The sequence below is a fragment of the Sedimentibacter sp. genome (assembly GCF_033447055.1).
Classification (GTDB): Bacteria; Bacillota; Clostridia; order Tissierellales; family Sedimentibacteraceae; genus Sedimentibacter.
The window spans coordinates 1-10,481 of record NZ_JAWQJF010000154.1 but is presented as its reverse complement, the minus strand read 5'-3'; the positions used below and the strand labels follow the sequence as shown (position 1 = coordinate 10,481).

Below are 10,481 nucleotides of genomic sequence, written 5' to 3'. Positions count from 1 at the left end.
ATCATAAGATCCTTTACCATTACAATCATGTCTTATAATATCATGGACTTCTTTTCTTCCATCAATACTTATTACAATATTATCCATGTTCTCATTGATAAAGTCTATTCTTTCTTCATTTAACAAAGTTCCGTTTGTTGTAGTTGTAAAATAAAAATGTTTGTTAGTTTCTTTTTCAATTTTTCTGCCATATCTTACCACTTCTTTAACAACATCAAAATTCATCAGGGGTTCTCCACCAAAAAAGTCTATTTCAATGTTTTTTCTTCCAGCAGAATTTGCAACCAAATAATCCACTGCCTTTAAAGCAACTTCTTTACTCATCAATTCTCGTCCACTATTATAGTCTCCCTCAGAAGCAAAGCAGTATTCACACCTTAAATTACAGTCATGTGATACATTAAGGCATATAGCTTTAACATTAGTATTTATATTTTTTGATGAAGCGATTTTTTCGATTTTTTCTATAGGTACAAAGAGCATTTCATTATCTCTTAGTGATTCAATTTCTTTGTAAGCTTCTGCTATCTCCTCAAATTTGTAATCGTTTCCTAGTTTTTCGCGCAAATAATCCAATGATGGAAATTCCTTTTCATCTTTTAACATGGCGTAAGATAAGTCATCAAGAACATGAATCATTCCGCTGTTTCCGTCTATTGCAAAGTTGTATCCGTTTAATGAATATGTATGTATCAATTGATTTCTCCTTTATTTATATAACATTAATATTTTGAAATTTACTACCTTTTTTTAAACTAACTCTTATACATTCAAAGCAAAACAGGTAATCTGAAATTACCTGTTTCGCCATCTCATGTTAGGTTAGAGAATTATATCTAATCGCCGCACTCATCTTAATGCAAATGTTCGTGGCAGATAGATCCTGTGGATTTAAGCATACCGGCTATATACTGTTCTGCAGCTGCTCTTGCATCTCCCTTTGCGCCTATAACTACTTCTATTCCTTTTTCATTAAATATTTCTACGGCTCCACCACCCATTCCACCTGATATTATTACCTCAACTCCTATATCATTTAAAAAGTTAGGTAATGCTCCAGGTCTATGTCCAGGGTTTGTTACAGATTCACTCTTTATAATCTCAGTACCTTCTGTCTCAAAAATATTAAAGTTAATGCAATGGCCAAAATGTTCCGTCACTGTATCTCTTTCACTCGCTACCGCTATTTTCATTATATATTCTCCATTTTATTGTAATATTTTACATATTTTCTAAAATTCCAGCTATATTATCAAATGAATTGTCGTCATAACTCTCAATCATCCCTTTGTCACAGTATAAAGCAACTTTAGGATCAAGGGGAAGTTTTGCCAAAACAGCTAAATTGTGGAGTATTGCTACTTCTTCTATTTTGCTGTCTCCAAATATTTTATGTTCCTTGTTGCAATCCGGACATCTAAAATATGACATGTTCTCAACTATACCTATTATAGGTACATTCATATTTTCAGCCATTTTTACAGCTTTTTGAACAATCATTGAAACAAGTTCCTGAGGTGATGTAACTATTATAATCCCATCTACTGGCAATGATTGAAATACAGTCAACGGAACATCCCCCGTTCCAGGAGGCATATCAACAAACATAAAATCTATATCTTCCCATATTACTTCAGTCCAAAACTGTTTTACAGTATTGGAAATCATAGGACCTCTCCATATAACAGGATCTGTATCATTGTCCAGCAAAAGGTTGGTAGACATAATTTCTATTCCCAGCTTACTTTTAGATGGAAGTAATCCAAATGCATTGCTTCTGGCTTTTTGGATAACCCCAAAAGCTTTTGGTATCGAAGGACCTGTGACATCAGCATCTAAAATAGCTACTTTGTGACCACGTCTTTGCATTGTTACTGCAAGCATTGACGTTACCAATGATTTGCCAACTCCTCCCTTCCCACTGACAACTCCGATTACTTTTTTAACACTACTTCTTTCATTTGCCTTTGCAGAAAAATCAAATTTTTCTTTTCCGTCCTTGCTGTCTTCACTGCAAGAACTGCTGTTTTGGTTACAATCTTCGCTCATAATTATTAACTCCCTAATAATTCAAAATTTTTATAGTTTCATTGTACACATCTTTTACAGCGCTGCCTGCTGCACAATCAAAATCAACAATACTCATTCCATTATTTATTGCTTTAACTGCATTTGAATCAAATGGTATCCTACCCACAAAAGGTATATGGTTGTTTTTGCAAAACAATTCTATTTTTTCCGTGTTTTTAATATTAGTATTATATTTATTGATACATACAACAACCCCTGTTTGAAATTTTTCTGCTGTCTTAATAATTCTTTCCATGTCATTTATTCCTGATATCGATGGCTCTGCAACCAGTAAAACCATATCTACCCCACTGATTGAAGCTATTACAGGACATCCAATTCCAGGAGATCCATCTATAATTGTAAATTCAGCATCAGGAGCAGCTTCCTTCATTTGCTTTTTAACCTCGGTTACCAGCATTCCAGATGTACCGCTACCCATTTTTAATTCTGCAGTTGAAAATACATCATCATCAACATAAAGCATCAACTTCCCAGCCACTTCCGGTCGAAGAGTTATTGCACCAACCTTACATACAAGCTCACAAACACCGCAACCTTCACAAGCAACATCATTTACTTTATATTCATTGGTTTTACTGTCAACAGTTATTGCATCAAAACGACAGTTTTTTCTGCACAAACCGCACTGCACACATAAGTCATTATTAATTTCAGCCTTAGGCAACCCATAATAATCTGATGTTTTAGGTTCAGATTTATGATTCGTAACTAAATGCAAATTAGGTGCATCAACATCGCAATCAGCATAAGCCTCAACTTTTGATAACTTTATAAAAGCACTGGCAACAGTTGTTTTGCCCGTACCACCCTTTCCACTAAGAATTAATAGTTGTTTCATTTTCTACCTCCTTAACAACAGTTTGAAGCAGCGTAGAAAACAGTTTTTTATATTTTTCATTTTCTCTTACTGAAATCAATGCATCTGAATTTATCTTTCCTAATTCATTATCAAATGGAATTTTGCCTAAAATTTTAATATTTCTGTCAGTACAGAATTTCTCAGCAGGATTATCTACATCAATACATTTATTCAATACTGCGCCAAAAGGTTTGTTAAATAGCTTTACCAACTCATAAACCATATTAAAATTATGAACTCCAAACAAAGTAGGCTCTGCTACTAAAATGCAATAATCTGCATCCTTGATACTTTCCATCACTATACAAGCACTCCCTGGAGGGCAGTCAATAAAAGTGTATTCCTTTTTACCGATTTCATCGCTATCCAGAAGCTTTTTAATAATAGGTATGCCTGAAGCTTCTCCGGTATTCAATATTCCTGTAAGTACAGTAACATTATCAGAAGTACCTGTCTGAACTTCCCCTATATTTTTATCTCTTTCTGTTATTGCTTTCTCTGGACATATTATAGAACATCCTCCACAAGAATGACAAATTTCTTCAAAAACAATTAACTTTTTATTAATATATGCTAGTGCATTAAATTTACAGAAATTAACACATTTACGACATCCGTTGCAAAGATTTTCATCTACAACCGGCATTTTAACAGAAACTTTTTCATTCTTAATACCCTGAGGTTTAAAAAATAAATGTCCGTTAGGTTCTTCAACGTCACAGTCTACATAGACTGATTCATTTGACGCAGCAGCTAAGTTAACCGATACAAGAGTTTTACCTGTACCTCCCTTGCCGCTTAGAACAGCTATCTTCATACTATTTCCCTCCGTGATTATGAAATCCAGCATGGATTTCATTTAATAATATTAACTTGCCTTCATTAAAAGCATTAATATTATCGCTTATAGAATCATTTATCGTTTTGTACATTTTAATATTTGCTTGATTGATAACATCTGCTGCATTCCCACCGCTTCTTGGTACAATCAATGCTTCAATATTATTGTCAACAAGTGACTGTGCTGCTCTTATTCCCGCACCTCCCTGGCTTGTTGCTGCAATGTTATTTAAAAAAGTACTCTCTTTTGTATCTGTTTCATATATTAGGTAGTATGGTGCTCTACCAAAGGAAATGCATATATTTGATTCCATTGATGCTTCATTTACTGGTATTGCTATTTTCATTTGAAATTCTCCTTAATAATTTATTATCATTTATTTATTTTAAAATTAATCAACTCTTAGCCGATTACATTTTAATGCGTATTTAATATTTAACTTAATTTATTCTTCATGACCATGAAATCCTTCATGAAATTCATTAAGCAAATTCAATTCCTCCAAAACAAATTTATTAATATTTTGTCTAACAGTTCCCGGGATTGCTTTATAAACAAGCACTTCTGCATTATTCAATACTTTTTCAGCATTCTCACCACACTGCAAAGTAATAAGAGCCTTAATTCCATTGTCAGCTACAACCTGAGCTACTCTTATGCCAGCTCCTCCTTGCATAACAACTGCACTGTTATCTAAAAATTCACTTTCTTTTGTAATGGTATTGTACAGAAGAATATATGGTGTACGGCCAAATGACTGATTTATGTTGGCATCTAAAGATTTATCTTCTGCAGGCAAAGCTATCTTCATATTAGCACTCCTTTTTTATTTTTGACATATGTCACTTTGCTCTCATTATACTACATTAATGTCATATGTCAATAACTATTTTATATAAAAACTCGAGAATTACTTGAATCCGCTTGCTTTTTCATTATCAAATCTGTAAAAATTAAAGTTGCATTTACTTTTTTATCAACAATTTTTCTATATAATAATCAATGATTTTAATCCTAAAATTACTTAAATATCTTCATTTTCTAAAAAATTTATTCCGTTTCTGTGTCTGCGGCAATTGTTTCCTCCGCAAAACCTTTCAATACCATCACACAATTTATAATCTCCGCCTTCAATCTTAAGAGCTTTTCCGTTCACAATAGATTCTGCAATTTTTTCCTGGCCTCGCTATAAATACTTTGAACAGTTGTACGAGCTACATTCATTCTATTAGCACATTCTTCTTGAGATAATCCCTCTAAATCTATTAACCTTATAGTTTCATATTCATCAACAGCCATTATCACAAAATTATCTTGCTTAACAGGAAAATCTAAGGATCCAAACATGTTGCTGTCTGGCAAACTGCATACATTTCTCCACTTTCTAGGTCTTGACAATAATTTCACTTCCTCTTATTAATATGTCATATATGACATATGTCATTTATTCTTTATTATATAGGTTTTATAAAATCAGTCAACGATTATTTTGACACTAATCGAATAAAAAATTAACCAAAAAAGTCTTTATTCAAATTTAAACTAATAAAGACCTTTTTATATTGTAAAGAAATTAGTTTAATCACCAAATCCGACATGTCCTTCTACCGGAACCATACATAAAAATCTGAGCAGTCTTCCTGTTTTTGTTGTATTAACAAGCTGATGCTGAATATTGTTAGGAACAAATGCAAACGATCCTGCCACTACAGGAGTTTTTTTTCCGTCCATCTCCATAGTACCTTCACCTTCAAGAACATAGATATAATGAGGATAATCATGTTTATGATTTGCAGAGAAGCCATCCTGTCCTACTTCAAACAGACGCAGAACATTAACGTCGGAACCGCATGCTGGAGAAATAAGGACCTTTCCTTTAACATTCTTAAAAGTATCACTTTTCAATTCTACCAATTTTACATTTATTTCATGTGAAACTAACATTTCAATTTCCTCCTATATATTTAAATTTTAATCACATCTCAATGATAAATAAAAAATTAAAACACCTTCATCTTAGTTATTATAATTTTTATTTATGTCAATTGTCAAGTTACATTAAATAAATATTTTACGTAAATCAGTGACTTAATTACAGATAATTTTTAAAAATTGTTCTATATATTAAATATTGTATTTGCATCTTAAGGAGGAAATAATGAAAAAAGTAGTTATAATTGGTGGCGGTGTTGCTGCCAAAGCATTTGCGATTGCATCGCTTCAAATAAACAAGGATTACGAATACACAATGATACGTAACAATGAAAGAAGTCCAATTCCATGTGGAATACCATATTCAATAGGAACACTAAAAGATTCTACTGACAATTTGTCACCTGATAAAGAAATGATTGACGAAGGTTTAAAACTGCTTATTGATGACGTTAATGTTATCAATAGAGCAAATAAAACAGTTGAAACTAAAAATAATGGAAGTTTTCCATATGATAAGCTTGTCATAGCAACCGGTTCAAACCCTGTTGTACCGCCATTCCCAGGAAAAGAGCTTTCAGGCATTTACACGATAGAAAAAGATTTGGACAAGATTGTATCTTTAAAAAAAGAAGTTGAGTCTGCAAATTCTATAGTGATTGTGGGTGGAGGTTTTATTGGTGTTGAACTAGCAGATGAAATAAGCAAATTTAAAGATAAAAAAATAACTTTGGTAGAATTAGCTCCTCACTGTCTCAGTGTAGCTTTTGAACCTAATTACAGCACTGAAATAGAAAATATCTTGAGAAATAAAGGCGTTGACATTCGTACCGGCATTTCTGTACAGGGATTTAAAGGAGATAAAAAAGTTTCCTCGGTAGAAGTCAGTACAGGAGAATCACTTGATGCTGACTTAGTATTTTTGGTTATTGGAGCATCCCCTAATTCAGCAATTGCACAAGCTTGCGGACTTGAATGCGATGAAAGAAAAGCTGTTAAAGTTGATGCTCAACAACGCACATCAGATCCTGACATAATGGCAATCGGAGATTGTGCTTCTAAAGTTGACTTATACACAAACGGAACAAGCAACATACGCCTCGCATCAATTGCAGCAAAAGAAGGACGTAATGCTGCCTACCACCTGAATAATGGTAAAGAAATTCTAAATCCTGTTGGAATTACAAACTTATTTTCAACTGCTGTCAGCGGAAAATATTTCGGTGCGACAGGAATGACGAAGCAGCAAGCTCAAAATTCAGGCTACAGCGTTATTGAAATAGGAGTAAACGAGTTTAACAGACATCCAGGAAAATTGCCGGGAGCTGCAAAATATGAAAGTAAATTTTTCTTCTCTAAAGATGATTTGTTACTTCTCGGTGCCCAAATTTCAGGGAACGAACAGGTTGCTGAAATGGTTAATGTAATAGGTATTGCTATACAAAACAAGGCTTATGCAAAAGATTTGTACGCTTACAATTATGGTTCACATCCTATGGGAACAACATCACCAAACAAATATATAATTCATCAAGCTGCTTTGAAAGCATTGGCTGCAAATAACTAGAATATAGACATAGCCCCTGTACTTAAAAATACAGGGGCTATTTGTTTTTCTTCAATTGGTTAATTACATATTGCTTACTTTTTCGTGCTCATGTGCTTCTTTATATTTTAAGCGAGTAGCTTTACCTCCCCGAATGTGGCGTTCAGACTTATTTTTAAGCAAAACTTTTTTCACTTCGCTTGCAGCTGGAGGGTTCAATTTGGGAAGACGTTCTGTTACATCCTTATGTACTGTGCTTTTGCTGACTCCGAATTTTTTTGCTGTCTGTCTTACAGTGGATTCAGTACTTATTATATATTCCGCAATTTCCATGGCTCTTCGTTCTATGTAATCTTTCATTCTTAACCCCCTTTGGCTATACCGTCTTATTACATTTTTATGCTTTAATCGGTTTATTAGAACCTTATTTTGTTACTCTACATTAATATAGTCAATGGGATTAACATTTTTACCATCAACAATCAGTTCAAAATGCAAGTGTGCTCCATCTGCTGATTCGATGCTTACAGTTTTTCCAATATTGCCTATTATTTGTCCTTGTTTAACAGAGTCTCCTACCGCAACTTGTGATGAAACCAAATTGCTATAAAGTGTTTTTACATTATTTCCATGGTCAATAATAATTTCTGTTCCTGTAAGCTCTGAATTGTTCACAGCTTCAACCGTTCCTGCTAATGCAGATTCAATCATCAATGTATCTTTTGGTTTGATATCTACACCTTTATGTACTCTCCACTCACCTATTGCCTCAAAATAAACCAAATCTTCCATTGTAAATTCCCTAATTACTTCTCCTGCTAAAGGAGCTTTCATCGTTTTTAAATCAATTTTTTTTGATTCTTCGTTGGCATCCTCATCATCGTTAGTATTTCCGTAATCTTCTATTACGCCTTCAATAAAATCTTCATACGGATCCACATTAGCACCAATATTCTCGTTTTCAACATCGTTTTCTGCCAACTGGTTATCCTCGCCTAAATTTGGATTTGAAGAATATCTCCAAATTATTGCAGTTGACAAAAGTACAATACAAAGTGCAATTATCAAGAAACTTGTATCCCTATTCTTGAGTTTAATAAAGAAATTCTTTATTGCAGCTTTTGTGTTTTTTAATCTATTATTTTTCATATAACCTCCTGTATTTGTTTCTTTATTATCTCCACATAGTGTGTCCCATTTTTTATATTTAATTCAATTTTGTTCTAAAAATATTTTTAATTAATAAAATGATAGTGAACTTATGATAAAGGAGATGTTCTTATGTTAAACCGATTAATTTTTTCGCTGGTTATATTTGGAATGTTTTTTACTATTCCCAATATATCCCTTGCTTTTTTTGAAGATGCAATCAGCAAGCCAAGTGACGTTGAAGCAAAACTAGGAGAAAATAATAATGTTCAAGTAGCAGATAGTGAAAAATATATAGATAATGAGGAACTTGCAAGTTCTAATATTAGTGAACCTGATTTAATCAAAGTATACAATGTAAAAACAAAGGAAGTAATGGTTATTGATTTTGAAGAATATTTAAAGGGTGTCGTATCTTCTGAAATGCCTGCAGAATTCAACGAAGAAGCTCTAAAAGCTCAAGCAATTACTGCAAGAACATTTTTATTGTACAGGTTAAAGAAATATCCCAACGGTCATCCTGAGCATATGGATGCCCCTATATGTACAGGAACTCACTGTCAGGTATGGAATTCAAAAGATGAATTAATTGCATCCCATGAGGACGGATGGTATGAAAAATATTGGGGTAAAATTGAGGAAGCCGTGAATTCAACAAGTGGCCAAATTTTAACTTATGAAAGCAAAATAATTGAACCTTTGTTTCATTCTGTAAGCGGCGGAAGAACTGAAAACTCTGAAGATGTATTTTCTGCTTCTGTGCCTTATCTTAAAAGTGTTGAAAGTCCCTATGAAAACGAGGCCCCAAAACTTCATGATTCAGTTAAAATTACAGTAAATGACTTCATCAGTAAAGTTGAATCTGTATATGGAGATTTAAATCTTTCTCAGGATAATTTAGATGATAAAATAAAGCTAGGAGAAGTTAGTGAAGGAGGTAAAATAAAAACCATAACTATTGACGACACTGAAATTTCCGGACGTGAAATGAGATCTCTTTTTAACTTGAATTCAACGAATTTCAGCTTTATACAAACAGGAAATGAAATCGAAATCGTTACAACAGGATACGGTCATGGAGTTGGCATGAGCCAATGGGGTGCTGATGGAATGGCTGACGAAGGTTACAATTACAAAGAAATTCTAAAGCATTATTATACCGGTGTTGATATAGTAAACATGAAATAGATAAAACAAAAAGAGGTTTGTGCGAACACAAATCTCTTTCTTATCATTATTACTTTATTAGTCTGCTACATATGGCAACAACGCAATTGTTCTTGCTCTCTTTATAGCTCTAGTTACCATTCTCTGGTGTTTAGCACAAGCACCTGTAATTCTTCTTGGTAATATTTTACCTCTTTCTGTTGTATATTTCTTCAACTTTCCAAGGTCTTTATAATCTATATGTGTTGCCTTTTCTTGACAGAATTGGCATACTTTCTTACGAGGTCTTCTTTTGTTCCCCATTCTGTCATTTCTGTCGCCTCTGTCGCCTCTATCGTTTCTATCGTTTCCGCCTTGTCTTGAACTCATCTATATTTCCTCCTTCCGTAATATTTTTTTCATCAATAATTAAAATGGGATATCTTCGTCGTCTACTGGCTGAAAAATGTCATTGTCTTCATCAGGAAATTCATCGAAAAAGCTGCTATCTGGCTGTACCGATCTTCCTTGCTGCGATGATGTTGCTTGACCTTTCGCACCAATAAATTCTACTCTATCTGCTATAATATCTGTTGTATATCTTTTCTCGCCTGTTTGTGTAGTATAACTACCTGTTGAAATTCTGCCGTGAACTGCACATTGACTTCCTTTTGCAAGATAGTTTGCACAATTTTCAGCTTGTTTACCAAATACTGTTATACTGATAAAATCCGCTGTCTGTTTTCCTTGAGATGTCAGTTCTTGTTTCTTATCTTTTGACATTTCTTTATCTACAGCTAATGTAAATTTTGCAACAGCCATACCTGTATAAGGTATGAATCTCAGCTCTGGAGCTCTGGCTACTCTTCCAATTAATACAACAATATTCATAATTTATCCTATTTTTTTTTATT

Annotated in this window: 14 protein-coding genes and 1 pseudogene; 2 read left to right on the top strand and 13 right to left on the bottom strand. The window is 33.5% G+C overall.

Features of this window, described 5'->3' with window-relative positions; all coding sequences use genetic code 11:
• The 9 genes and pseudogenes from SA378_RS10865 to SA378_RS10825 all read right to left on the bottom strand — a co-directional run.
• A partial coding sequence (locus tag SA378_RS10865; protein WP_318526006.1) for a radical SAM protein occupies window positions 1–696 on the bottom strand: 696 nt, incomplete at its 3' end.
• A 158-nt stretch (window positions 697–854) separates the two neighbouring features.
• Window positions 855–1,196: a NifB/NifX family molybdenum-iron cluster-binding protein gene (locus SA378_RS10860; RefSeq protein WP_318526008.1), complete on the bottom strand. Its 342-nt coding sequence runs from the start codon at window positions 1,194–1,196 to the stop codon at window positions 855–857.
• Window positions 1,197–1,221: 25 nt separating this feature from the next.
• Window positions 1,222–2,049: an Mrp/NBP35 family ATP-binding protein gene (locus SA378_RS10855; protein WP_318526005.1), complete on the bottom strand. Its 828-nt coding sequence runs from the start codon at window positions 2,047–2,049 to the stop codon at window positions 1,222–1,224.
• A 13-nt stretch (window positions 2,050–2,062) separates the two neighbouring features.
• Window positions 2,063–2,932, bottom strand: a complete 870-nt coding sequence (locus SA378_RS10850) for an ATP-binding protein (protein WP_318526004.1) — start codon at window positions 2,930–2,932, stop codon at window positions 2,063–2,065.
• Window positions 2,910–3,770, bottom strand: coding sequence for an ATP-binding protein (locus tag SA378_RS10845; protein WP_318526003.1), 861 nt, complete (start codon window positions 3,768–3,770; stop codon window positions 2,910–2,912). Before SA378_RS10845 ends, SA378_RS10850 begins: the two co-directional genes overlap by 23 nt.
• Window position 3,771: 1 nt before the next feature.
• Window positions 3,772–4,140 (bottom strand): NifB/NifX family molybdenum-iron cluster-binding protein, encoded by a 369-nt coding sequence (locus SA378_RS10840; RefSeq protein ID WP_318526002.1) that lies wholly within the window; start codon window positions 4,138–4,140, stop codon window positions 3,772–3,774.
• Between the two features lie 99 nt (window positions 4,141–4,239).
• Window positions 4,240–4,605 carry a NifB/NifX family molybdenum-iron cluster-binding protein gene (locus tag SA378_RS10835; protein WP_318526001.1) on the bottom strand — a complete coding sequence of 122 codons (366 nt, stop codon included), beginning with the start codon at window positions 4,603–4,605 and terminating at the stop codon, window positions 4,240–4,242.
• A 213-nt stretch (window positions 4,606–4,818) separates the two neighbouring features.
• Window positions 4,819–5,192: pseudogene (locus SA378_RS10830) on the bottom strand (DUF134 domain-containing protein).
• Window positions 5,193–5,372: 180 nt separating this feature from the next.
• Window positions 5,373–5,738, bottom strand: a complete 366-nt coding sequence (locus tag SA378_RS10825; protein WP_318526000.1) for a cupin domain-containing protein — start codon at window positions 5,736–5,738, stop codon at window positions 5,373–5,375.
• A 214-nt stretch (window positions 5,739–5,952) separates the two neighbouring features.
• On the opposite strand from SA378_RS10825, the gene SA378_RS10820 reads away from it, so the two are divergent.
• Window positions 5,953–7,293 carry an FAD-dependent oxidoreductase gene (locus SA378_RS10820; protein ID WP_318525999.1) on the top strand — a complete coding sequence of 447 codons (1,341 nt, stop codon included), beginning with the start codon at window positions 5,953–5,955 and terminating at the stop codon, window positions 7,291–7,293.
• 63 nt (window positions 7,294–7,356) lie between these two features.
• Here the strand turns inward: SA378_RS10820 and spoIIID are convergent, their stop codons facing one another.
• Window positions 7,357–7,632, bottom strand: a complete 276-nt coding sequence (spoIIID, locus tag SA378_RS10815) for a sporulation transcriptional regulator SpoIIID (RefSeq protein WP_313339515.1) — start codon at window positions 7,630–7,632, stop codon at window positions 7,357–7,359.
• Between the two features lie 72 nt (window positions 7,633–7,704).
• Entirely contained in the window at window positions 7,705–8,421 is a 717-nt protein-coding gene (locus SA378_RS10810; protein ID WP_318525998.1) for a M23 family metallopeptidase, read from the bottom strand.
• 132 nt (window positions 8,422–8,553) lie between these two features.
• On the opposite strand from SA378_RS10810, the gene spoIID reads away from it, so the two are divergent.
• Entirely contained in the window at window positions 8,554–9,609 is a 1,056-nt protein-coding gene (gene spoIID / locus SA378_RS10805) for a stage II sporulation protein D (protein WP_318525997.1), read from the top strand.
• A 57-nt stretch (window positions 9,610–9,666) separates the two neighbouring features.
• Here the strand turns inward: spoIID and rpsR are convergent, their stop codons facing one another.
• Window positions 9,667–9,957, bottom strand: a complete 291-nt coding sequence (gene rpsR, locus SA378_RS10800) for a 30S ribosomal protein S18 (RefSeq protein WP_412178700.1) — start codon at window positions 9,955–9,957, stop codon at window positions 9,667–9,669.
• A gap of 39 nt (window positions 9,958–9,996) precedes the next feature.
• The gene (locus SA378_RS10795; protein WP_318525996.1) at window positions 9,997–10,458 is read right to left on the bottom strand and encodes a single-stranded DNA-binding protein; all 462 of its coding nucleotides are present in this window, start codon (window positions 10,456–10,458) and stop codon (window positions 9,997–9,999) included.
• Window positions 10,459–10,481: the final 23 nt, after the last annotated feature.

What these genes read in the sequence shown, in the direction of transcription:
- SA378_RS10855 (WP_318526005.1), bottom strand. Translation starts at nt 2,049, where the DNA reads ATGAGCGAAGATTGTAACCAAAACAGCAGTTCTTGCAGTGAAGACAGC.
- SA378_RS10850 (WP_318526004.1), bottom strand. Translation starts at nt 2,932, where the DNA reads ATGAAACAACTATTAATTCTTAGTGGAAAGGGTGGTACGGGCAAAACA.
- SA378_RS10845 (WP_318526003.1), bottom strand. Translation starts at nt 3,770, where the DNA reads ATGAAGATAGCTGTTCTAAGCGGCAAGGGAGGTACAGGTAAAACTCTT.
- SA378_RS10840 (WP_318526002.1), bottom strand. Translation starts at nt 4,140, where the DNA reads ATGAAAATAGCAATACCAGTAAATGAAGCATCAATGGAATCAAATATA.
- SA378_RS10835 (WP_318526001.1), bottom strand. Translation starts at nt 4,605, where the DNA reads ATGAAGATAGCTTTGCCTGCAGAAGATAAATCTTTAGATGCCAACATA.
- SA378_RS10825 (WP_318526000.1), bottom strand. Translation starts at nt 5,738, where the DNA reads ATGTTAGTTTCACATGAAATAAATGTAAAATTGGTAGAATTGAAAAGT.
- SA378_RS10820 (WP_318525999.1), top strand. Translation starts at nt 5,953, where the DNA reads ATGAAAAAAGTAGTTATAATTGGTGGCGGTGTTGCTGCCAAAGCATTT.
- spoIIID (WP_313339515.1), bottom strand. Translation starts at nt 7,632, where the DNA reads ATGAAAGATTACATAGAACGAAGAGCCATGGAAATTGCGGAATATATA.
- SA378_RS10810 (WP_318525998.1), bottom strand. Translation starts at nt 8,421, where the DNA reads ATGAAAAATAATAGATTAAAAAACACAAAAGCTGCAATAAAGAATTTC.
- spoIID (WP_318525997.1), top strand. Translation starts at nt 8,554, where the DNA reads ATGTTAAACCGATTAATTTTTTCGCTGGTTATATTTGGAATGTTTTTT.
- rpsR (WP_412178700.1), bottom strand. Translation starts at nt 9,957, where the DNA reads ATGAGTTCAAGACAAGGCGGAAACGATAGAAACGATAGAGGCGACAGA.
- SA378_RS10795 (WP_318525996.1), bottom strand. Translation starts at nt 10,458, where the DNA reads ATGAATATTGTTGTATTAATTGGAAGAGTAGCCAGAGCTCCAGAGCTG.